Annotated in this window: 21 protein-coding genes; 3 read left to right on the top strand and 18 right to left on the bottom strand. The window is 71.0% G+C overall.

The features are described 5' to 3' along the window. Positions 1-11: 11 nt before the first annotated feature. The 8 genes from ABD073_RS14735 to ruvC all read right to left on the bottom strand — a co-directional run bounded on the left by ABD073_RS14735 (position 12) and on the right by ruvC (position 8722). Positions 12-2282, bottom strand: a complete 2271-nt coding sequence (locus ABD073_RS14735; RefSeq protein ID WP_343875940.1) for a RelA/SpoT family protein — start codon at positions 2280-2282, stop codon at positions 12-14. Positions 2283-2382: 100 nt separating this feature from the next. Continuing rightward, positions 2383-2916: an adenine phosphoribosyltransferase gene (locus ABD073_RS14730; RefSeq protein ID WP_343875822.1), complete on the bottom strand. Its 534-nt coding sequence runs from the start codon at positions 2914-2916 to the stop codon at positions 2383-2385. A gap of 16 nt (positions 2917-2932) precedes the next feature. Continuing rightward, positions 2933-4096: a protein translocase subunit SecF gene (secF, locus tag ABD073_RS14725; protein ID WP_343875820.1), complete on the bottom strand. Its 1164-nt coding sequence runs from the start codon at positions 4094-4096 to the stop codon at positions 2933-2935. Then, complete coding sequence (secD, locus tag ABD073_RS14720; RefSeq protein WP_343875939.1) at positions 4096-5790, bottom strand: protein translocase subunit SecD; 1695 nt, start codon at positions 5788-5790, stop codon at positions 4096-4098. Before secD ends, secF begins: the two co-directional genes overlap by 1 nt. A 121-nt stretch (positions 5791-5911) precedes the next feature. Next, positions 5912-6382 (bottom strand): preprotein translocase subunit YajC, encoded by a 471-nt coding sequence (gene yajC / locus ABD073_RS14715; protein WP_343875818.1) that lies wholly within the window; start codon positions 6380-6382, stop codon positions 5912-5914. A gap of 141 nt (positions 6383-6523) precedes the next feature. Then, positions 6524-7540, bottom strand: coding sequence for a Holliday junction branch migration DNA helicase RuvB (gene ruvB / locus ABD073_RS14710; RefSeq protein ID WP_343875816.1), 1017 nt, complete (start codon positions 7538-7540; stop codon positions 6524-6526). Positions 7541-7568: 28 nt separating this feature from the next. Next, a complete protein-coding gene (gene ruvA, locus ABD073_RS14705) occupies positions 7569-8174 on the bottom strand; it encodes a Holliday junction branch migration protein RuvA (protein ID WP_343875814.1) in 606 nt (201 codons plus the stop codon). After that, entirely contained in the window at positions 8171-8722 is a 552-nt protein-coding gene (gene ruvC, locus ABD073_RS14700) for a crossover junction endodeoxyribonuclease RuvC (RefSeq protein WP_343875812.1), read from the bottom strand. Before ruvC ends, ruvA begins: the two co-directional genes overlap by 4 nt. An 81-nt stretch (positions 8723-8803) precedes the next feature. On the opposite strand from ruvC, the gene ABD073_RS14695 reads away from it, so the two are divergent. After that, positions 8804-9406 carry a trimeric intracellular cation channel family protein gene (locus ABD073_RS14695; RefSeq protein ID WP_343875938.1) on the top strand — a complete coding sequence of 201 codons (603 nt, stop codon included), beginning with the start codon at positions 8804-8806 and terminating at the stop codon, positions 9404-9406. A gap of 13 nt (positions 9407-9419) precedes the next feature. Here the strand turns inward: ABD073_RS14695 and ABD073_RS14690 are convergent, their stop codons facing one another. From ABD073_RS14690 to hisD, 9 genes are all read right to left on the bottom strand, one after another. After that, complete coding sequence (locus tag ABD073_RS14690; RefSeq protein ID WP_343875810.1) at positions 9420-10298, bottom strand: arginase family protein; 879 nt, start codon at positions 10296-10298, stop codon at positions 9420-9422. Positions 10299-10417: 119 nt separating this feature from the next. Further along, positions 10418-11215: a YebC/PmpR family DNA-binding transcriptional regulator gene (locus ABD073_RS14685; RefSeq protein WP_343875808.1), complete on the bottom strand. Its 798-nt coding sequence runs from the start codon at positions 11213-11215 to the stop codon at positions 10418-10420. 160 nt (positions 11216-11375) lie between these two features. Next, on the bottom strand, positions 11376-12395 hold the full coding sequence (locus ABD073_RS14680; protein ID WP_343875806.1) for a GNAT family N-acetyltransferase: 1020 nt from the start codon (positions 12393-12395) through the stop codon (positions 11376-11378). Positions 12396-12461: 66 nt separating this feature from the next. Then, on the bottom strand, positions 12462-14834 hold the full coding sequence (locus ABD073_RS14675; protein WP_343875805.1) for an HAD-IB family hydrolase: 2373 nt from the start codon (positions 14832-14834) through the stop codon (positions 12462-12464). After that, positions 14831-15571: a bifunctional 1-(5-phosphoribosyl)-5-((5-phosphoribosylamino)methylideneamino)imidazole-4-carboxamide isomerase/phosphoribosylanthranilate isomerase PriA gene (priA, locus tag ABD073_RS14670; RefSeq protein WP_343875804.1), complete on the bottom strand. Its 741-nt coding sequence runs from the start codon at positions 15569-15571 to the stop codon at positions 14831-14833. Before priA ends, ABD073_RS14675 begins: the two co-directional genes overlap by 4 nt. Positions 15572-15630: 59 nt before the next feature. After that, the gene (hisH, locus tag ABD073_RS14665; RefSeq protein WP_343875803.1) at positions 15631-16248 is read right to left on the bottom strand and encodes an imidazole glycerol phosphate synthase subunit HisH; all 618 of its coding nucleotides are present in this window, start codon (positions 16246-16248) and stop codon (positions 15631-15633) included. Then, positions 16245-16865: an imidazoleglycerol-phosphate dehydratase HisB gene (hisB, locus tag ABD073_RS14660; protein ID WP_343875801.1), complete on the bottom strand. Its 621-nt coding sequence runs from the start codon at positions 16863-16865 to the stop codon at positions 16245-16247. Before hisB ends, hisH begins: the two co-directional genes overlap by 4 nt. Further along, positions 16865-17959, bottom strand: coding sequence for a histidinol-phosphate transaminase (locus ABD073_RS14655; RefSeq protein WP_343875800.1), 1095 nt, complete (start codon positions 17957-17959; stop codon positions 16865-16867). Before ABD073_RS14655 ends, hisB begins: the two co-directional genes overlap by 1 nt. Then, on the bottom strand, positions 17956-19305 hold the full coding sequence (gene hisD / locus ABD073_RS14650) for a histidinol dehydrogenase (protein ID WP_386751675.1): 1350 nt from the start codon (positions 19303-19305) through the stop codon (positions 17956-17958). Before hisD ends, ABD073_RS14655 begins: the two co-directional genes overlap by 4 nt. 95 nt (positions 19306-19400) lie before the next feature. Here hisD and ABD073_RS14645 point away from each other — a divergent pair, with 95 nt between their 5' ends. Continuing rightward, positions 19401-20138, top strand: coding sequence for a DUF554 domain-containing protein (locus ABD073_RS14645; RefSeq protein ID WP_343875798.1), 738 nt, complete (start codon positions 19401-19403; stop codon positions 20136-20138). Continuing rightward, positions 20138-20620 carry a Cys-tRNA(Pro) deacylase gene (gene ybaK, locus ABD073_RS14640; protein WP_343875796.1) on the top strand — a complete coding sequence of 161 codons (483 nt, stop codon included), beginning with the start codon at positions 20138-20140 and terminating at the stop codon, positions 20618-20620. The genes ABD073_RS14645 and ybaK overlap by 1 nt, the downstream gene beginning before the upstream one ends. A 15-nt stretch (positions 20621-20635) precedes the next feature. Here the strand turns inward: ybaK and ABD073_RS14635 are convergent, their stop codons facing one another. Next, positions 20636-21394, bottom strand: coding sequence for a hypothetical protein (locus ABD073_RS14635; protein WP_343875794.1), 759 nt, complete (start codon positions 21392-21394; stop codon positions 20636-20638). Positions 21395-21407 lie beyond the last annotated feature (13 nt).

The following is a 21407-nucleotide window of genomic DNA, read 5'->3' as shown; positions in this document are numbered from 1 at the left end:
CCGGGCCGGCCTCAGCGCACCCGGTAGACGTCGTAGACGCCGGGGATGCGGCGCAGGTGGCCCAGCACGTGCTCCAGGTGGGTCGGGTCGGGCGACTCGAAGGAGAGCCGCACCTTGAACAGCCGGTCGCTGGGATTGGTGCTCATGGTGGCCGAGATGATGTTGAGGTGCTGGTCGCTCATCACGCGGGTCACATCGGCCAGCAGACCCTGGCGGTCCAGGCCCTCCACCTGCACGTTGACCAGGTAGGCCTGTCCCACATTGCTGGCCCACTCCACCGGGATGATCCGTTCCGGAGCGCTCAGCAGGTTGTCGGCATTGGTGCAGTCGCGCCGGTGCACGCTGACCCCGTCGCCCCGGGTGACGAAGCCCAGGATCTCGTCGCCGGGCATCGGGGTGCAGCACTTGGCGAGCTTCACGTACACGTTCGGGTCGCCCTGCACCACCACGCCGGTCTCACTCGTGGTGGAGCGATGACGACGACGAATCGCCGGGGCCTCCTCCAGCGACTCCTCGGCAGCCTCCTCGCGACCCCCGGCGATCGCGATCAGGCGCTGCATCACGGCCTGCGCGCTCACCGAGTTCTCGCCGATGCCGGCGTAGAGCCCATTCACGTCGCCCAGTTTGAAGTTGTCGGCGACGGAGGCCAGGTGCTCGGCAGTCAGCATCCGCTGCAGCGGCAACCCGGAGCGGCGCATCTGGCGGGCCAGCTCCTCCTTGCCGCGCTCGATCGCCTCCTCGCGACGCTCCTTGGAGAAGTAGGCCTTGATCTTGCTGCGGGCCCGCGGGCTGGTGACGAAGTTCAGCCAGTCCCGGCTGGGGCCGGCATTCTCGGCCTTCGAGGTGAGGATCTCCACCACGTCGCCATTGCTGAGCTGCTTCTCCAGCGGCATCAGTCGACCGTTGACGCGGGCGCCGATGCAGCGCGCCCCCACCTCGGTGTGGACGCTGTAGGCGAAGTCCACCGGCGTGGCGCCGGCGGGCAGCGCCACCACGTCGCCCTTGGGCGTGAAGACGTAGACCTCGGTGGAGTTGATCTCGAAGCGCAGCGAGTCCAGGAACTCGCTGGGGTCCTCGGTCTCCTTGCTCCACTGGTTCAGGTTGTGCACCCAGGACAGGTCGGTGGCCTCGGGGTCGGCCTGGCCGGGGGTGCGCAGGTCCTCCTTGTACTTCCAGTGGGCCGCGACACCGTACTCCGCCTTGCGGTGCATCTCGTAGGTGCGGATCTGCAGCTCCACCGGCTTGGCACCGGGGCCCAGCACGGTGGTGTGCAGGCTCTGGTACATGTTGAACTTCGGCATGGCGATGTAGTCCTTGAACCGCCCCGGCAGGGGGTTCCACCGCACGTGCATCACGCCCAGCGCCGCATAGCAGTCGCGCGGGCTCTCCACCAGGATCCGCAGGCCCACCAGGTCGTAGATGTCCTTGAACTCGCGGCCCCGCACCACCATCTTCTGGTAGATCGAGTAGTAGTGCTTCGGCCGGCCGTAGACGGTGGCGGGGATGTTGGCGGCCGCCAGGTCCTCCTGCACCTGGGCGATCACCTCGCGCAGCTGGCGCTCGCGCTGCGGGGCCTGCTCGGCCACCAGCCGCACGATCTCGTCGTAGACCTTGGGCTCCATGGTGGAGAAGGCCAGGTCCTCCAGCTCCCACTTGACCGCATTCATGCCCAACCGGTGGGCCAGCGGGGCGAAGATCTCCAGCGTCTCGTTGGCGATCCGGTACTGCTTGTCCGGGCGCAGGAAGGACAGGGTGCGCATGTTGTGCAGCCGGTCGGCCAGCTTGATCACCAGCACGCGGATGTCGCGGCTCATGGCGATCACCATCTTGCGCAGCGTCTCGGCCTTGGCCGAGTCGCCATAGGTGACCTTGTCCAGCTTGGTCACCCCGTCCACCAGCAGCGCCACCTCGCTGCCGAAGTCGGCGGTGAGCTGCTCCATCGTGTACGAGGTGTCCTCGACGGTGTCGTGCAGCAGGGCGGCCACCAGGGTGGGCTCGGTCATGCCGAGTTCGGCCAGGATGGTGGTCACCGCCAGCGGGTGGGTGATGTAGGGATCACCCGACTTGCGCAGCTGGCCGCGGTGGTAGTGCTCGGCAGTGCTGTAGGCGCGCTCCAGCAGGGCCAGATCGGCCTTGGGATGGTTGGCCCGCACCACGGTGAACAGCGGGTCCAGCACCGCACTGGTGGGCGACTTGCTGGCTCCCAGCCGCGCCAGCCGCTGGCGCATCCGCATCCGCGGCGCCTCCGGTCCAGTGGAGAAGCGGTCCTGGGCGGCCGACATGGGGCTACCGGGCACGGCAGCCTGCTCCGGCCCGCCATAGGGTCCGTAGACCTCGTCGACGCCCACTGTGCTCCTTCCCAGGACTCCCCCAGCCGTCGGCTCAGACGGTGACGATGGTGCTGAAGGAGTCGATGCCATTGCTGTCCAGCAGGGCACGACCACCCAGGAAGCTGAGCTCCATCACCGTGGCCACGTGCACCAGGTTGACGTCGAGCTTCTTGAGCAGCTGCGCCGTGGCGCCGATCGTACCGCCGGTGGCCAGCACGTCGTCGACGACCAGCACTCGGGCACCGGGCTTGATGGCGTCACGGTGCACGGTGAGGGTCTCGGTGCCGTACTCCAGGGCGAAGTTCTCCTCGAAGACCGGGCGGGGCAGCTTGCCGGGCTTGCGCACCGGCACGAAGCCGGCGCCCAGCTTGATGGCCACCGGGGCGGCGAAGATGAAGCCGCGGGCCTCCATGCCCACCACCACGTCGATCTTCTCGGGCGCGGAGTCGGCAATCGCGTCCACGGCGGCCTGGTAGCCCTCCGGGGAGGCCAGCAGCGGGGTGATGTCCTTGAAGACGACGCCCGGCTTGGGGAAGTCAGGAACGTCGGTGATCAGCGACTCGATCAGGGCGCGGTCAGCGGTCATGTCAGGGTGTCCTCGGTCACTTGGTCTTGCGGTTGGCACGGGTGGTGCGGGGGCGCTGGGTGCGCTCCCCGGAGACGGCGGGTGCGTCGGCGACGGCGCCGGTGGCCGCGGCCACGGCGGGGGTGCGGGCGGCCTTGCGGCTGGCGCGACGCTCCAGGTTGGCGCGGTGCTCGCGCATGGCGGGCTCGCGCTCACGCAGCCAGGCCAGCAGCGGCGTGGCGATGAAGATCGAGGAGTAGGCGCCCGCGATCATGCCGACGAACAGGGCCAGGCCCAGGTCCTCCAGCGGCCCGGAGCCCAGCACGAAGACACCGGCGAAGAGCAGCGCGGCCACCGGCAGCACGCCGATCACGGTGGTGTTCAGCGAGCGCACCAGCACCTGGTTGACGGCATGGTTGGCCGCCTCGGAGTAGCTGCGACGCTGGCTGGACAGGCCGCGCACGTTCTCGCGCACCTTGTCGAAGACCACCACGGTGTCGTACAGCGAGTAGCCCAGGATGGTGAGCACGCCGATCATGGAGGCCGGGGTCACGGTGAAGCCCAGCAGCGAGTAGACGCCGACGGTGAGCAGCAGGTCGTGCAGCAGGGCCACCAGGGCAGCCACCGACATCTTCCAGTCCCGGAAGTAGGCCCAGATCAGCAGGCAGACCAGCACCAGGAAGACCACCAGGGCCTGGACCGCCTTCTTGGTGATCTGCTCACCCCAGGAAGCGCCGATGGCGGAATAGGCCACCTGGTTGGGCTGGGTGCCGGCCTCGGCGGCGATCGCGCCGCGGACCTTCGCCAGCTCCTCGGTTCCCAAGGTGCGGGTCTGCACCTTCACCTGGTTCTCGCCGATGGTGAGCACCTGGGTGGCGTCCAGGTCGCCCACGCCGGAGGACTGGACGGCCTCACGGAAGTCGTCGACGGTGGTGGCGGTGACCGTGGCCGGGGCCGTGAAGTCCGCGCCACCCTTGAACTCGATGCCCAGGTTGAGACCGCGCAGCAGCAGCGAGCCGAGCGCGATGGCCATCACCAGGCCGGAGATCAGGAACCACAGCTTCTTGCGGCCGACGAAGTCCCAGGAGACGTCGCCGGTGTAGAGGCGGTGGGCGAGGCTGAGCTTGCGACCGTGGTGGTCGACATTGCTGACGGCCTCACCGGAGAGCTGGTCGTCCTCGCCGAGGTACTGGGTGCTCATCAGATCTCCTCGGTCTCGGTGGGCTGCGCGGCGCGATTGGCGCGCGTGGTGCGGGTGGTTCGGGTGCTGGTGGCGCCGGAGCGCGAGGCGGCCTCTCGACGCTCGGCGCGCGAGGTGCGTCGGTTCACCGCGGCGGCGGCGCGCGAGGCGGTGCGGCCCCGGATGCCCAGCAGGGACTCGCGGGAGACACCCATGTGCTCGGGGTCCAGGCCGGAGAACTTGTGGCCCTGGCCGAAGAACTTGGTGCGGCCCAGCAGGCTGACCAGCGGCTTGGTGAACCAGAAGACGATCGCGATGTCGATCAGGGTGGTCAGGCCCAGCGTGAAGGCGAAGCCCTTGACGGCACCGACGGCCAGCACGAAGAGCACCACGGCGCTCAGCAGGGAGACGCCGTCGGCGATCACGATGGTGCCGCGGGCCTTCTCCCAGCCGGTCTCGATGGCCGAGTGCAGGCTGCGGCCGTCGCGGATCTCGTCGCGGATCCGTTCGAAGTAGATGATGAAGGAGTCGGCGGTGACGCCGATCGCCATGATGGCGCCGGCCACGCCCGGCAGGTTGAGGGCGTAGCCCATCGCCTCGCCCAGCAGGGTCATGCAGGCATAGGTGATGACCGCGGCCAGCACCAGGGAGCCCACCACCACGATGGACAGGCCCCGGTAGTAGTAGAGCGAGTAGAGGATCACCAGCAGCAGGCCGATGGCCCCGGCGATGAATCCGGCGCGCAGCTGCTCACCACCCAGGGTGGGGCTGACGGTCTCCACCGTCGACGGCTCGAACTTCAGCGGCAGGGCGCCGTAGTTGAGCACATTGGCCAGGTCCTGGGCGCTGGACTGGGTGAAGTTGCCGGTGATCTGGGCCATGCCGTCGAGGATGGCCGACTGGATCGCGGGGGCGGAGACCACCTTGGAGTCCAGCACGATGGCGTTCTGGTTCATCGGCGCCTGCTGGTTCACCAGCTTGCTGGTGACGGTGCCGAAGTCGGTCTTGCCCTTGTCGTCGAACTGCAGGTTGACCGCCACCTGGACCATGCCCTGCGGGATGCCGGAGGTGGCGTTCTTGACGTGGGTGCCCTCGATGACCACCGGACCCAGCAGGTACTTGGCGGTGCCGCTCTGGTCACAGGTGATCAGCGGCTGGTCGGGGTTGTCGGGGAACTTCTTGTCGCAGGTCCACTGCGCGAACTGGGACTGGTCGGAGCCGCTGGGCTGCCAGGCCATCGCCTTGTCCAGGGCCAGCGGCTTGCCGGTGCTCTTGCCCGGCGCCGCGGGGGCCGCGGTGGGCAGGCCGGGCGGTGTGGCGGCGGCCGAGGGGCTGGCCGACGCGCTCGCGCCGCCGCTGGCACCGGAGGCACTGGCCGAGGCGGAGGCGCTGGGTGCCGCCGTGGGGGCCACCTGCTCCATGGCGTAGACATTGCGGAAGGTGAGCTGGGCGGTCTGACCCACCATCTTCACCAGCTGCTCGTCATCGGTGACATTGGGCACGCTCACCACGATGTGCTGATTGCCCTGGGTGGCCACCGAGGTCTCACCGACGCCCAGCGAATCGACGCGCTGCTGGATGATCATGCGGGCCTGCTCCAGGTTCTCCGGGGAGATCTGGTTGGCGCCGGTGGTGTTGGAGGCCGTCAGCGTGATGGTGGAACCGCCGGCCAGGTCCAGGCCCAGCTTCGGGGTCCAGACCTTGCCGAGGGCCATCAGGCCGAACAGTGCTGCGGTGCACAGCAGGAAGATGGCCAGCGTGCGGCCGGGGTGTCGCCGGCGGGTGCTGCTCGTTGCCACAGTCGTCTACGTCCTTGTCAGGGGGCCGCCGCAGCGGTCAGTTGGTCCGGGGGCGGTCGGTGTCGAGCTGCTCGGGGTAGCCGAGCGAGTCGCCGGTGCCGCGCGGAGCGTCGGTCATGGTGTCGCCGTCGGTGCCGGGTTCGATCCCGTCGACCGGGTGGGCCTCGGTGACCGGCTGCGCGAAGGCCTCGCCGTCATCGACCGCGACCGGCGCAACGGCCTCGTCGGTCTCGTCGGCGAAGACGAACTCCTCGTCCTCCGGCGCCACCAGCTTGGCGATGGCCTGCTTGAGGCAGGTGACCTCGACGCCGGGTGCCAGCTCCACGATGACCTGCTCGGCGCCCACGTGCGTGACGGTGCCGAACAGCCCGGTGGTCAGCATCACCCGCGAGCCCTCGCCCAGCGACTCACGCATCTGGGCAGCCGCCTCCTGCTGCTTCTTCAGCGGTCGCTGCAGCAGGAAGGAGAAGAGCACCATGGCGAGCACGATGATGAGCAGGGTGGTCATGCTGGGCATTGGATTCCGTTCGTCGGCGGGGCTGCGGACAGCATCAGGCTGCGGACCGCAGCAGGTCCATCCGCAAGACTACCCACCGGGGTGGACCGGGCACGAAACGACGGGCCGGGCGGGGCGCCCGCGGCTGTCGGCTCAGCCGAACAGGTCGTCCTGGGCGGGCGGCACCAGGCCCAGGTGCTGCCAGGCACGGGCCGTGGCCACCCGACCCCGCGGCGTGCGCATCAGGAAGCCCAGGCGTACCAGGAAGGGCTCGGCCACCTCCTCGACGGTCTCGGTCTCCTCCCCCACGCTGATCGCCAGCGTCGACAGGCCCACCGGCCCGCCGCCGAACTTGGTGCAGATGGCCTCCAGCACCGCGCGGTCCAGCCGGTCCAGACCCAGCGGGTCCACCTCGTAGAGGTCAAGCGCCTCCCCGGTGATGGCCCGGGTGACGCGGCCGGCATGGCGCACCTGGGAGTAGTCGCGCACCCGGCGCAGCAGCCGGTTGGCGATGCGGGGGGTGCCGCGCGAGCGCATCGCGATCTCGCGGGCGGAGTCCTCGTCGAGGTCCACGTCGAGCACCTGGGCGGAGCGGTGCACGATGTGCTCCAGGGAGGCCGCCTCGTAGAAGTCGAGCTGGGCGGTGAAGCCGAAGCGGTCGCGCAGCGGGCCGGGCAGCAGGCCGGCGCGGGTGGTGGCGCCCACCAGGGTGAAGGGCGGGATCTCGATGGGGATGGCGGTGGCGCCGGGCCCCTTGCCCACCACCACGTCGACCCGGAAGTCCTCCATGGCCAGGTAGAGCATCTCCTCGGCCGGCCGGCTCATCCGGTGGATCTCGTCGAGGAAGAAGACCTCGCCCTCCTGCAGTCCGGACAGGATGGCGGCCAGGTCGCCGGCGTGCTGGATCGCGGGGCCGGAGCTGATCCGCAGCGGGGCGCCCATCTCGCCGGCGATGATCATGGCCAGCGTGGTCTTGCCCAGCCCGGGCGGGCCGGAGAGCAGGACGTGGTCGGGCGTGGCGCCGCGGTGGCGGGCGGCCTCCAGCACCAGGCCGAGCTGGTCGCGCACGCGCGGCTGGCCCTCGAACTCCTCCAGGCTCGCCGGGCGCAGGGCGGCCTCGACGGCGCGCTCCTCGGGCTCCGCGTGCGGGTCGACGGGCGAGTGTTCCACTGCTGCCTCCTGTTCCTGGGGGCCAACCCTACTTGCGGGCGAGCGAGGCCAGCGCCTGGCGCATCAGCACCGCGATCCCGACGCCGGGATCCTCCTCCACGAGGTGGGCGACGCCGTCGCAGGCGGCTTCGGCGTCCTTGGCGGACCAGCCCAGGCCCACCAGGCCGTCGGTGACCTGCTCGCGCCACTGGGCGGCCCCCTCGCCGGTGGGGGTGGGTGCGGTGACCGCGCCGAGCGCGTTCACCTTGTCCTTGAGCTCGATGACCATCTTCTGCGCACCCTTGCGGCCGATGCCGGGCACCTTGCACAGCGCCACCAGGTTCTCGGTGAGGATGGCGGAGCGCAGCGCCTCCGGGTCCATCACGCTGACCACCGCCTGGGCGATCTTGGGGCCGATGCCGCTGGCCGACTGCACCAGCTCGAAGCAGTCGCGCTCCTCCGCGTCGGCGAAGCCGTAGAGGGTCATCGAGTCCTCGCGCACCACCATCGAGGTGTGCAGCGTGGTGGTGGCGCCCAGCCGCACCTGGGCACAGGTGGCGGGAGTGCACAGGGCCTTCATGCCGAAGCCGTTGACGTCGAGCACCACCCAGGTGGCGCCCGCGGCGGCGACGGTACCGGTCAGGTGGTTGATCATGCTCGTCCTCTGCTGGGGATGCGGTTGGTGCGGCCGGTGGTGGCCTTCGCCACGGCCTCGGCATAACGGTTGGTGGCGGCGCCGCGCCAGATGTGGCAGATGGCCAGCGCCACCGCGTCGGCGGCGTCGGCGGGCTTCGGCGGCTCGGCGAGCTTCAGGATCCGGGCCACCATGGCGCCCACCTGGGCCTTGTCGGCGCGGCCGGAGCCGGTGATGGCGGCCTTCACCTCACTGGGGGTGTGCAGCACGACGGGGATGGCATGGCGGGCGGCCACCAGCATGGCGATCCCGGCGGCCTGGCTGGTGCCGGTGACCGACTGCAGGTTGTGCTGCGCGAAGACCCGCTCCACCGCGATCGCCTCGGGACGGTAGGCCGTCACCCACTCCTCGATGCCGGTCTCGATGGCCAGCAGCCGGTGGGCGTGGTCCTGGCCGGCCGGGGTGCGCACCACGCCGACGGCCACCAGCTCCAGCGGGCGGCCCACGGTGCCGGAGACCACCCCGATGCCGCACCTGGTCAGGCCGGGGTCCACGCCGAGCACTCGCACGGGTCCACTCCTGTCCTCGGTCCACGCGCATCGGTCGAACACGCGTTCGGAATCCTACTCCAGTAGGCTCGCCCGGTGCTGATGGTCGACCTGCTCGGTGTGTTCGCCTTCGCCCTGTCCGGAGGGCTGGCCGGCGTGCGCCGCCACTTCGACATCTTCGGGATCCTGGTGCTCGCCGTCGTCACGGCGCTGGGCGGCGGGATGATGCGCGACGTGCTGCTGGGCATCACGCCCCCGCGCGGCATCAGCGACCTGCCGCTGATCGCCACCGCGCTGGCCGGCGGTCTGGTCACCTTCTGGTTCTCCGGCACCCTGGACCGGGCCCGGCGCACCATCCTGGTGGCCGACGCGCTGGGACTGGGCGCCTTCGCCGTCACCGGCGCCATGACCGCCATCCAGACCGGCCACCCGGGCATCGAGGCGATCGCGGTCGGCACCCTGACCGCGGTGGGCGGCGGCGTGCTGCGCGACGTGCTCTCCGGCACCGTGCCCAGCGTCTTCACCCGCGACCTCTACGCGCTGCCCGCCCTGCTGGGAGCGGTGCTCACCGACGTCGCGGCGCGGCTGCACCTGCTGGACCCGGTGGTGCAGTGGGTGCTGGTGCTGCTGGTCTTCGGCCTGCGCCTGGCCGCCCTCAAGCTGCACTGGCAGGCCCCGACGCCGCGACGCCTGGAGCGCGACTGAACGCCGCTCCTGCTCAGGCCAGCGGGAGCCCGCGCAGCAGGCCCATCATCTGGATCACCTGGCGCGGGATGTACTCGGCCACCGTCAGGCCCACCATCTCGGCCGCACCGGCGACGTCGTCCACCACGCGCCGGGCCTGCTCCAGGCTGAGCCCGTCGGGCTCGGCGCCCAGGCCCAGCACCACCTGGTTGGCGTCCACCACGTCGACGTCGAGGTGCAGCGCCACCTTGCTGCAGCCGGTGCTGGCCAGCCAGTCCAGCAGCGGTTCGCTGGACTCGCGCAGGTCCTGCGGCGAGAAGCTGGTCAGTCCCCAGTCGGCCACGTGGCCGATGTCGTCCTCGGTCCAGGAGTGCAGGCCGGCCAGCGCCACCCGGGAGGGGTCCACCGTCCCGGGCAGCGCCGCCAAGAAGTCCTGGTCGCCGTGGCCGGTGAGCAGGCTGACCGCCATCGCGTGGTGGCCGTGGTACTCGCTGTCCGGGGTCCCGACGTCGGGATGGGAGTCCAGCCAGACCACGGCCAGGTCCTCCCCGTGGCGCCGGGCCAGCCAGGAGAAGGGCGCCAGGCTCACCGAGCACTCGCCGCCCAGGGTGAGCACCCGGTCGCAGTCGTGCTGCTCCACCAGGGCCAGGGCGGCGCGCAACTGCTCCAGCAGCACCGCGCGCGACTCGATGCCGCGCTCCAGCACCAGGCCGCTGTCGTCGGGGGCCACCGGCACCTCCGCCACCGGGCCGTCGTGCGGCGGCAGCATGTGCCCCAGCAGGCGCGAGCCCATGGCATAGGCCAGCCGGGCGTCGGGCAGCGGGACCTCCGGGAAGAGCTCCACGACATTGGCGGCGGTGGCTCCCTGCCACTGCGGCCACAGCAGGCGCAGGGTGGTGGGCGACTCGGTCATGACGACTCCTGTCTCACGGCTGCTCACCACGCTAACCAGCCACGGACCCCGGACGGAAGGGCCCCGGACAGCACGACGCCCCGGAACCGGCAGGTCCCGGGGCGTCGCGGCAGGTCAGCTCACTCGCTCTCGAGCTGGGTGCGCACCTCGTCGGTCAGGTTCGCGTTGGTGTAGACGTTCTGCACGTCGTCGGACTCCTCCAGCGCGTCGATCAGGCGCTCCAGCTTCTGGGCGGCCTCGACGGTGTCGATGTCCTGGTCGAAGGTGGCGACGAAGGCCACGTCGGCGGCGTTGTAGTCGATGCCGGCGGCCTGGACGGCCTTGCGGACCTCCACCAGGTCGTTGGGGTCGCAGGTCAGCTCGAACTCGTCACCGTTGTCCGCGACGTCCTCGACGTCGGCCTCCAGGGTGGCCTCCAGCAGCTCGTCCTCGGTGACCTCGCGGGTCTCGGTCTTGCGACCCTCGCCCGGGACCTCCTGGCTCTTGGCGACGGTGACCAGGCCCTTGCGCTCGAACAGGCGCTGCACGGAGCCGCCGTCGGCGATGGTGCCGCCGTTGCGGGTGACCGCCACGCGCACGTCGGAGACGGCGCGGTTGCGGTTGTCGGTGAGGCACTCGATCAGGATGGCGACGCCGGCGGGGCCGTAGGCCTCGTACATGATGGTGTCGTAGTTGACGGCATCGGCGCCGACACCGGAGCCACGCTTGACGGCGCGGTCGATGTTGTCATTGGGGACCGAGTTCTTCTTGGCCTTCTGGATGGCGTCGTAGAGGGTCGGGTTGCCGCCGGGGTCACCGCCGCCCACGCGCGCCGCCACCTCGATGTTCTTGATCAGCTTGGCGAACAGCTTGCCGCGCTTGGCATCGATGACGGCCTTCTTGTGCTTCGTCGTGGCCCATTTGGAGTGACCGCTCATGCGTCAACCTCACCTCTCGTGGAGAAAATTCGTGTGCTGCGCGGCCGTAGGCACGCTGACGGACCCGGCCCGGGCAGCCTGTCAATCCTAGCCGCTGCGCCCGCGGCACCGTGAATCGCCCGCGGGGGCGGTGCGTCGCGACGTTCCCGGGCTGCTGGCCTCAGACGGCGATGGGCGGGACCACCGTGCTGTGCAGCACCACCATCTCCTCGGCCTGGTAGCCGATGGACTCGAACAGACGCAGCGCGGCATCCGGCCGAGCGGTGTCGACGCCGACCCCGGCACCCTCGAGCCCGGCGTCGAGGAAGGAGCGCATCGAGGCCAGCAGCAGGGCCCGGCCCAGGTTGTGGCCGCGCCAGCCGGGGCGCACGCCGAGCCGGTCGGTCCAGCCCTCGCTGAACCCCTGCGGGCCCCAGTCCTGCTCGTAGGCGGAGTTGAGCGCATAACCCACCACCTCGCCGTCCTGGGTGGCCACCCAGGACCACTCGGGGCGGGCGGCGCTGCGGTCCATCGAGTGCTCCCAGTTGGCCACCGAGACGGTGTGGGAGCCGAAACTGGCGGCGAAGACCTCGTTGTGGGCCAGCCGCACCTGCTCCGAGAGCGCCGGATGGTAGTGCTGCAGCTGCACCCGGCCGGTGAGCGGGATGACGGGCAGCACCGGACCGGGCTGGTCCATCCCGAAGGTCAGGTGCATGTCGAAGTACCAGCGCTCGGGCGCCAGGCCCAGCGTCTCGCACAGCGCCGACTGCCCCTCCAGCTTCTGGTCCACGTAGGTGCCCAGCCACAGCGGTGCCTGCAGCCACGGCTGCTCGCGCAGCACCTTGGCGTACCACAGGCGTGCGCGCTCCACCTGCCACTCCATCAGCCGACGACCTATGTGCTGGTGGCGCCAGGCCGGGTGCACTCCCCCGTCCAGCCAGACCCGGGGCTCGCCCACGTCGAGGCCCCGGACGTGGTTCCAGCCGTAGGCGACGATGGTGCCGCCCTTGTCACGCCCCACGGTGCAGTTGAAGACCGGGTCGGCGCCGGGTGCGGTCCAGTACTCCTGCAGCTGCGCCAGGTCCTGGCGCTCCACCGGGTCGTCGAAGTACTCGATGGTGGTGCGGAGCTCGGCCAGCTGGGGCAGGTCGGCCGCGCACAGCGCGGACCACTCCAGGCTGCCCTCGACGATGTACTCCACGATGCTCCTTTGCCCCGGGGGACCCAGCCTAGCGCCGGTGCCGTCCAGCGGCACCGGCGCAGGGTCTCAGCGTCCCTGGCCCGGGCGGGGCAGGCGCCAGCGCGGCAGCTTGGGCTGGCTGTGCCAGTCGACGATGCTCCAGCCGTTCTTGCGGGCGGCACGCAGCAGACCCACGTCGGGCTGGACCACCACCGGGTTGCCCACGGTGGTCAGCATCGGCAGGTCCACATGGCTGTCGGCATAGGCGAAGGACTTCGCCAGGTCGATCCCGTTCAGGGCGGCGTGGTGCTTGAGCCAGGCGGAGCGCGCCTCGCCGACCATCGGCGGGCTGGTCAGGAAGCCGGTGATCACGCCGTCGGCGTCGGTGGCCAGTTCGGCGGCCACGATCACGTCGAAGTACTCCTCCAGCGGCCGGGTGAGCGGGCGGATCACGCCGGTGAGCAGGACGGTGGTGTGACCGGCGCCGCGGTGCTCCTTGATCCGCTCCAGCGCCTCGGCGCTCATCCGGTCCTGCACCAGCGGGGTCATCTGCTCGTCGACCAGCTTCTCCAGCTCGGCCATCCGCATGCCCTCGTAGCGGCGGTACATGGTGCGCAGGAAGTCGGCACGGTCGCGACGGTCGGCGCCCAGGTAGCGCGGCAGGCTGGCGGCCACGCCGGCCACCTCCTTGGCGCGCCCCAGCGGGCCGAGTTCGGGCAGCCGGGCCCACAGGTAGGTCTCCACCACATTGGTGTCCATCACGGTGCCGTCCAGGTCGAAGGCGGCCAGGACGGTGCCGGGCTCGGAGGCCTTCAGCTCGCGGTAGGTGGTGGCGCGGTTGCCGCGACGGCTGCGGGCGGCCTCCAGCCGGCGCACCGGGTCGGTGATGGCCGGGACGTGGATGTCGGTCAGGTAGTACTTCCAGTCCACCGCGGCGGTGTCGAAGCCGAAGGCCTCCACGTCGTCGGGGTGCAGGCTGTGGTGCAGGGCCAGGGTGCAGTCGTCGACGAAGTGCAGCTGCGACTGCAGGTACTCCCCGTACAGGCTCAGGTAGCGGCGCAGGAAGGACAGGTTGCGCCCCTGCCGGTCCAGCGCCACCACGGCCTCGCGGGTGCGACGGCCGCGTGGCGCCCAGGAGAGCATCCGGTTGCCCACCGAGTGGGCCACCTCGGCGGCATCCAGCATCCGGCGCACCGGCTGCTCACCGGGGAACTTCCAGGTGGCCAGCGGCGCCACGGTGCCGTCGGAGCGGGTGTAGGGGTGGGCCTCGAAGTAGGCGCGGATGTACTCGTAGATCTCGCGGAAGGTGATCGGGTTCCGGGCGCCGGTGGAGACGTGGTAGAACTCCGGCTCCCCCACCGTCGGCTCGGTGGCGCAGACCGCCACGATGGCATTCACCACGTGGTCACAGGGCACGATGTCCAGGGCCGCGTCCGGGGAGGCCGGGAACTCGCTGAGCTGTCCCTTGGCATAGGCCAGGATGATCGGGTCGGCCATCTTGAAGCCCTCGATCCAGCCCGGGAAGGGGTGCACCAGGCTGGACTCCACGATGGCCGGGCGCACGATGGAGACCTTGATGTCCTTGCCGAGGTCGGCCACGACGCGCTCGCCCATCGCCTTGGCGAAGGTGTAGACGTCGGTCCACCCCAACGAGCGGGCGCGCTCGGTGCCGGCCTTGACCAGTTCCTCCTTGACCCACTCCTGGCGGCGGCGCTCGGTGTCCTCGGCGGTGGTCAGGAAACCGGCCTGGCGGTGCTCGCGCTCGGCCTGCTTGCGCAGTTCGGTGAGCTTCTCGGCGGTGCGGGACTGCTCCTCCACCAGATCGCCCATCCGCAGCGCGGCGGCGGTCTCCACGGTGTAGTCGACGTCGTGGACGTGCGCGGCCTCCGGGATGGCGCCGCGGCGACGGCCGGCGGTGTAGGCGGTGGAGACGTGCACGTAGTGCGGGATGCGCACCAGGGTGCCCTGCTCGTCTGTGCAGGCCTCGAGCATCTTGCCCATCAGGGCCTGGGTGCCCAGCACATTGGTCTTGAAGGCCGCGTCGATCGGCGGGTCGAAGCTGACGTCGCCGGCGCAGTGGATCACCACGTCGAGGTCGCGCGGCAGGTCGGGCACATTGGGCAGGTCACCGGAGAGCACATCGATGCGGGCGTCGAGCAGCTGCTCGGTGCCGCCGGCGGCCTCCACCAGGGGCTTGAAGATCTTCTTCTTCAGCAGGGACAGGATCCGCTCGCGCGCGGTGACCGAGCCCTTGGGGCGCACCAGCACGACGGCGCGGGTGTGGGGCAGCTCGGTGAGGATCTTCCACAGGATCTGCTCGCCGATGAAGCCGGTGACACCGGTCATCACGATCTTGCGGCCGTCCAGCAGGTCGGTCAGCCGGCCATCCAGCAGCGGGGGCACGTGCACCGGGGCGGGTCCGGCGGCCTCGACGGGGGTGGGGGTGGTGGCTTCGCTCATCGGTTCTCCTCCGGGGTGGAGCTGACGGCCAGGGCCTCGGGCAGGGTGAAGTTGCCGACGTAGAGGGCGGTGCCGATGATGGCGCCCTCGACGCCGATCGGCACCAGGCCGCGCAGCTGGCGCAGGTCGTCGAGGGTGGAGATGCCACCGGAGGCGATCACGGCGGCCTCGGTGCGGGCGCAGACCTGGCCCAGCAGCTCGAAGTTGGGTCCGGTCAGCATGCCGTCGCTGGCCACGTCGGTGACCACATAGCGCTCGCAGCCGGCCCGGTTGAGACGCTCCAGGGTCTCGAAGAGCTCGCCGCCCTCCTCGGTCCAGCCGCGGGCGGCCAGCCGGGTGCCCTTGACGTCGAGGCCGATGGCCACCTGGTCACCGTGGTCGGCGATGATCCGCTCGCACCACTCCGGGTTCTCCAGGGCGGCGGTGCCGATGTTCACCCGACGGGCGCCCGCGGACAGGGCGCGCTCCAGGGACGCGTCGTCGCGGATGCCGCCCGACATCTCGACCTGGATGTCCAGCTCGCCGACGATGCGGGCCAGCACCTCGTAGTTGCTGCCCCGGCCGAAGGCTGCGTCGAGGTCCACCAGGTGGATCCACTCGGCACCCTCCTCCTGCCAGCGGCGGGCGGCGGCGAGCGGGTCACCGAAGACCTTCTCGGACCCGGCCACCCCCTGGGTGAGCTGGACGGCCTGGCCGCCCTGGACGTCGACAGCGGGAAGCAGAACTAGTGAAGTCACGGGTCGAACCCTAGTGCATGGCCCCGCGCGCCAGCCGCCCCGCGAGCGTCGGTGGAAGCTCAGTTCGCGAGCCAGTTGCGCAGCAGCCGCGCCCCTGCCGCACCCGACTTCTCGGGGTGGAACTGGGTGGAGCTGACCGGCCCGCGCTCGACGGCCGCGACGAAGCGGTCTCCGCCGTGCACGGCCCAGGTGACCCGGGCCTCGGCGGGCGCCTGGTGCACGCCGTAGGAGTGGACGAAGTAGAAGCGCTCCTGCTCGATCCCGGCGAACAGGCGGCTGCCCGCTGGCGGCTCCACCTGGTTCCATCCCATGTGGGGCAGGCGCTCGGAGGTGAGCTGCTCGACCGTGGGCTGGTACAGACCGAGCCCGGGCACGGTGGTGCCGTGCTCGCTGCCGCCACCGAAGAGGACCTGGTGTCCGACACAGATGCCCAGCACAGGACGTTCGTCGGCCACCCAGCCGGCCACCAGCTCGTCGCCGCCGACGGCCAGCAGACCCGCCATGCAGGCGGCGAAGGCGCCGACCCCGGGCACCAGCAGCCGGTCGCAGGTGCGCAGCTCGGCGTGGTCACTGCTCAGCACCACCTGGGCGCCGGCGGCCTCGAGCGCCCGGCAGGCGGAGTGCAGGTTGCCCGAGCCGTAGTCCAGGACACCCACCCGAGGGCTCGGCGAGGTCACAGGGCGCCCTTGGTGGAGGGGATGCCCTTCACGGTGGGGTCCAGGGCGATGGCCTGGCGCAGGGCCCGGGCCAGGGCCTTGAACTGCGCCTCGACGATGTGGTGCGGGTCCCGGCCGGCCAGCAGGCGCAGGTGCACGCACAGGCCGGCATTCAGCGCCAGCGACTCCACCACGTGGTAGGTCATCGAACCGGCATAGGGCACCCCGGAGCCACCGATCAGGGCGTAGACCTGGCCGTCGGGCTCCCCGGTGCAGACGCAGTAGGGACGACCCGCGACGTCGACCACGCACTGGGCCAGCGCCTCGTCCAGCGGCACCATGGCGTCGCCGAAGCGGGTGATGCCCTGCTTGTCACCCAGCGCCTGGCGGATCGCCTGGCCCAGCGCGATGGCGGTGTCCTCCACGCTGTGGTGGCCGTCGATGTGCACGTCGCCGGTGCAGCGGATGGTCATGTCGATGCCGGAGTGCTTGCTCAGCGCGGTGAGCATGTGGCCGTAGAAGCCGACCCCGGTCTCGATGTCGCTGGTGCCGGTGCCGTCCAGGTCGATGGTCACGCTGATGCTGGACTCGCTGGTGGCGCGCTCGACGGTGGCGGTGCGGCGGTTCGTCTGGGTCATCACGGCATCCTGTCGATGGTGGGCTTGAGCTGGGTCAGTGCGGTGCGGAAGGCATCCATCTCCTCGGGGGTGCCGGCGGAGACCCGCAGGTAGCCCTCGGGGCCGGTCTCGCGGACCAGGACGCCCTGGTCCAGCAGGCCCTGCCAGACGGCATGGCGGTCGGCGAAACGGCCGAAGAGGCAGAAGTTGGCCTGGCTGGGTACCACCTCGAAGCCCTGGTCGCGCAGCCAGCCCTGCAGCAGCTGGCACTGCTCGCGCAGGTCCTCCACGCGCTCCAGCATCTCGTCGGCATGGGCCAGGGCCACCAGGGCGATGGCCTGGCTGGCGGCCGAGAGGTGGTAGGGCAGCCGGACGATGCGGCAGGCGTCCACCACCGCCGGCGAGGCGGCCAGGTAGCCCAGCCGTCCACCGGCATAGGCGAAGGCCTTGCTCATGGTGCGGCTCACCACCAGGCGCGGGTACTTGGGCAGCAGCGCCACCGCGGAGTCCTCCGGCACCTCGGTGAACTCCTGGTAGGCCTCGTCCACCACGACGATGCAGTCCAGCTGCGAGCAGACCTCGTCGATGACGCTGATCGGGGTGGTGGTGCCGGTGGGATTGTTCGGCGTGGTGATGACCACCACGTCTGCGTGGTGCTCGCGGGCGGCGGAGACCATCAGCTCGGCGGAGAGCTGGTGGTTCGCGTCGCGCGGGACGGCGACGTAGTCGGTCAGGGTGTTGCGGGCGTACTCCGGGTACATGGAGTAGGTGGGCGAGAAGGAGAGCACGGTGCGCCCCGGCCCGCCGAAGGCCTGCAGCAGGTGGGTCATCACCTCGTTGGAGCCGTTCGCCACCCAGATCTGGTCGGCGTCCAGGCCGAAGCCCAGGTAGCGGGCCAGGGCGGTGCGCAGCGCGCGGGCCTCGCGGTCCGGATAGCGGTTCATCTTCGCCGCGGCCTCGCTGACCGCGCGGCCCATCTCGGCGCAGACGGCCGGGCTGGGCGGGTACGGGTTCTCGTTGACGTTCAGCGCCACCGGCACGTCCAGCTGCGGCGCGCCATAGGGCTCCTGGCCCACCAGCTCCGGCCGCAGCGGCAGGTCCTCCAGGCCGCTCATGCCTGCTCCCCGATCTGCTGGTCGGCCTGCTGGCCACGACGGCGCACGGTGACCGCATTGGCGTGGGCGGGCAGGTTCTCCGCCAGGGCGAAGGCCTCCACCGAGTCGGCCAGCTCCATCAGCGCCCTCTCGTCGTAGGTGATGACGTGCACCGCCTTCATGAAGGAGCGCACGCTCAGCCCCGAGGAGTGGCAGGCGCAGCCGGCGGTGGGCAGCACGTGGGTGGAACCGGCCGAGTAGTCGCCCAGCGAGACCGGCGAGAAGGAACCGACGAAGATCGCACCGGCATTGCGCACCCGGGCAGCCCAGGCGGCCGCATCGCGGGTCTGGATCTCCAGGTGCTCGGCGGCATAGGCGTCCACCACCTGCAGGCCCTGCTCCAGGTCGCGGACCAGGATGGTGCCGGACTGGGGGCCGGTCAGCGCGGTGCGGACCCGCTCGTGGTGACGGGTGGCGGCCACCTGGCGCTCCAGCGCCTGGTCGACGGCCTCGGCCAGCTCCGCGGAATCGGTGACCAGCACGGAGGCGGCCATCGGGTCGTGCTCGGCCTGGCTCACCAGGTCTGCCGCGACGTGCTCCGGGTTGGCGGAGTCGTCGGCCAGCACGGCGATCTCGGTGGGGCCGGCCTCCGAGTCGATGCCGACGATGCCGCGCAGCAGCCGCTTGGCGGCCACCACGTAGATGTTGCCGGGACCGGTGACCAGGTCCACCCGGTCGCACAGCCCGGGCACCCCGTGGGCGAACATGGCGATGGCCTGTGCACCGCCGACGGCGTAGACCTCGTCGACGCCGAGCATGTGGCACAGCGCCAGGATGTTGGGGTGCGGCAGGCCGCCGAACTCCTTTTGCGGTGGGCTGGTGACCGCGATGGAACCGACGCCGGCCACCTGGGCGGGCACCACGTTCATGATCACGCTGCTGGCCAGCGGGGCCAGGCCGCCGGGCACGTAGAGCCCGACGCGGCCCACCGGGACGATGCGCTGGCCCACCCTGGCACCGGGCGCGAGGGTCACCGCGGGGCTGTCGGTCTCGCGCTCGGCCAGCTCGCAGACCTGGCGGCGACGGCGGATGGACTCGGTGAAGGCCTGGCGCAGCACGGGGTCGAGCTCGGCGGCGCAGCGCTCCAGCACCTCGGCCGGCACCCGCAGCCGCTCGGGCACCACCCCGTCGAACTGCTCGGCGAAGCGCAGCAGCGCCGCCTGTCCCTCGCTGGCCACGGCCTCGCTGATCGGACGCACCGCGGCCAGGGCATGGTCCACGTCGAAGGCCGCCCGCGGCATGGCGGAGCGGTAGTCGAAGGCGTCGCCGTCCAGGCCGGCCTGGCTGAGGTCCACAGTTCTGAGCACGGCAGGAGTCTAGTGAAGGCCGCCGACAACGCCCGACCCCGACCACGCGCTGGCACGACCCGCGTCCCGGCGCGGCCCTGTGGTGGGATGCAGGCGTGGATTTCGTGGGAGTTGGAACCGTCGTCAATGTCACCACGGTGGTGCTGGGATCGCTGCTGGGACTCGCCCTGGGCCACCGGTTGCCACAGCGCACCAGCTCGACGGTGACCGACGTGCTCGGCCTCTTCACCCTGGTGATCGGGGCCAGCTCCATCATGCCGATGTTCGGCGAGCGCCTGAACCAGGCCGTGGGGCACGGAGCGGTGATGGTGGTGATCCTGCTGGCCATGATGGCCGGGGCGCTGACCGGTTCCGCCCTGCGCGTCGAGGACCGCTTGGAGGATGTGGGCGGCTGGGCGAGGCGACGCTTCGGCGCCGACGGCGACAGCCGCTTCGTGAACGGCTTCGTCACCGCCACGCTGGTCTTCTGCATGGGCCCGCTCACCATCCTGGGCTCGCTGAGCGACGGGCTGGGCCGCGGAGCAGACCAGATCTTCGTCAAGTCCGTGCTCGACGGCTTCGCCTCCATCGCCTTCGCGGCCTCGCTGGGCATCGGGGTGCTGGCCTCTGCGGCAGGCGTGCTGGTGATCCAGGGCGGCATCACCCTGGTGGGCTTCCTGCTGGGCGACGTGATCCCGCCCGCCCAGGTGGACGCGCTCACCGTGGCCGGCGGCATCATCCTGCTCGGGCTGGGCATCCGGCTGCTGGGGATCAAGGACATCCGGGTGGGCGACCTGCTGCCCGCCCTGGTCTTCGCTCCCCTGTTCGTCTCCGTGGCCGAACGGATCGCCTGATGGCTGCGTCGACGCCGGCCACCGTCGCCCTGACGCGCGCCCGGGTGGCCTTCGAGCTGCACCCCTACGAGCACGACCCTGCCAACCAGCACTTCGGTGAGGAGGCCGTCGCGGCCCTGGGCCAGGACCCGCACCAGGTCTTCAAGACCCTGGTGGTGCAGCTCACCGGCACCCGCCAGCCGCTCGCGGTGGCGGTGGTGCCGGTGGCCCGCCAGCTGGACCTGAAGGCGTTGGCCGGCGTCGCCGGCGCGAAGAAGGCGGCGCTGGCACCGCAGGAGGTGGCCGAGCGCACCACCGGCTACCTGGTGGGTGGCATCTCACCGCTGGGCCAGAAGAAGGCCCTGCCCACCTGGCTGGACGCCTCCGCGGAGGGCTTCGAGACGATCATGGTCTCGGGCGGGCGACGCGGGCTGCAGGTGGAACTGGCGCCCGGCGACCTGCTGCGGGTGGTCGACGGCCGGATGGCGCCGATAGCCCGCTGAGCGGTGATCGATCCGTCAGGCCCCGCGGGTCTGGCGGACCACCACGTCGTCCTCGACGGGCGCCGGTACCGGCGTCGAGGCGGCCACCGTGGTGGGAGCCGGGTGGCGGCGGTGCGCAGGATCATCCTCGTCGCGGCCCAGCGAGGAGAAGAGCAGTACCGGGATGGTGGCGAAGAAGGGCCAGACCAGCAGGGCGGCCAGGCTGCGCAGCCGGAAGTCGATCGGGACGTCGTCGCCGGGCTGTGCGGCGGCGATCCGGGAGGCGAAGTCGTCGGGCCCCAGGGCGGTGCCCACCCGCCAGCAGACCAGGCAGGCCACCAGCGAGGCCATCAGCGCCAGCGGCACCACCGGCCAGCCGATCCGGCGGAACCAGCGCCAGGCCAGCGTGCCGGCCACCAGGCCCACCACTGCCCCGAGCAGACAGAACCAGGCGTCGGTGGAGAAGTAGCGGGTCAGCCCACGTTCCGTGGTGGCCGTCCTGCCCTCGGCACCGACGTGGTAGACCGGCAGCCGCACCGCGGAATGCCAGACCACCGCGGCCAACAGACCGAGCAGGACGAAGAGCAGCAGGTAGAAGGCCATCCCCCGCACCACCGGGCGCCGCACCAGGCGGCGCAGCCGGTCGCCGGACAGCCGCGGCCGAGGAGCATAGCTCTCGCTCGCCAGGATCCCCGGCGAGGCGGCCGAGCCGGCGTGCGCGGGCAGCGACATCGGAGGCACCGGCGCACTGGGCTGCACCGTCACGGAGACGGGCGTCTCCTCCTGTGGAGCCACGGCTCCTCCTGTC

Source organism: Luteococcus peritonei (genome assembly GCF_039526385.1).
GTDB lineage: Bacteria > Actinomycetota > Actinomycetes > Propionibacteriales > Propionibacteriaceae > Luteococcus > Luteococcus peritonei.
This window is presented reverse-complemented; position numbering and strand designations above follow the sequence as displayed.

Bases quoted from the DNA above. Each gene is read 5' to 3' on its own strand.
- ABD073_RS14735 (WP_343875940.1), bottom strand. From the start codon at position 2,282: ATGTCGGCCGCCCAGGACCGCTTCTCCACTGGACCGGAGGCGCCGCGG.
- ABD073_RS14730 (WP_343875822.1), bottom strand. From the start codon at position 2,916: ATGACCGCTGACCGCGCCCTGATCGAGTCGCTGATCACCGACGTTCCT.
- secF (WP_343875820.1), bottom strand. From the start codon at position 4,096: ATGAGCACCCAGTACCTCGGCGAGGACGACCAGCTCTCCGGTGAGGCC.
- secD (WP_343875939.1), bottom strand. From the start codon at position 5,790: ATGGCCCTCGGCAAGGTCTGGACCCCGAAGCTGGGCCTGGACCTGGCC.
- yajC (WP_343875818.1), bottom strand. From the start codon at position 6,382: ATGACCACCCTGCTCATCATCGTGCTCGCCATGGTGCTCTTCTCCTTC.
- ruvA (WP_343875814.1), bottom strand. From the start codon at position 8,174: ATGATCAACCACCTGACCGGTACCGTCGCCGCCGCGGGCGCCACCTGG.
- ABD073_RS14695 (WP_343875938.1), top strand. From the start codon at position 8,804: ATGGTCGACCTGCTCGGTGTGTTCGCCTTCGCCCTGTCCGGAGGGCTG.
- ABD073_RS14690 (WP_343875810.1), bottom strand. From the start codon at position 10,298: ATGACCGAGTCGCCCACCACCCTGCGCCTGCTGTGGCCGCAGTGGCAG.
- ABD073_RS14685 (WP_343875808.1), bottom strand. From the start codon at position 11,215: ATGAGCGGTCACTCCAAATGGGCCACGACGAAGCACAAGAAGGCCGTC.
- ABD073_RS14675 (WP_343875805.1), bottom strand. From the start codon at position 14,834: ATGAGCGAAGCCACCACCCCCACCCCCGTCGAGGCCGCCGGACCCGCC.
- hisB (WP_343875801.1), bottom strand. From the start codon at position 16,865: ATGACCCAGACGAACCGCCGCACCGCCACCGTCGAGCGCGCCACCAGC.
- ABD073_RS14655 (WP_343875800.1), bottom strand. From the start codon at position 17,959: ATGAGCGGCCTGGAGGACCTGCCGCTGCGGCCGGAGCTGGTGGGCCAG.
- ybaK (WP_343875796.1), top strand. From the start codon at position 20,138: ATGGCTGCGTCGACGCCGGCCACCGTCGCCCTGACGCGCGCCCGGGTG.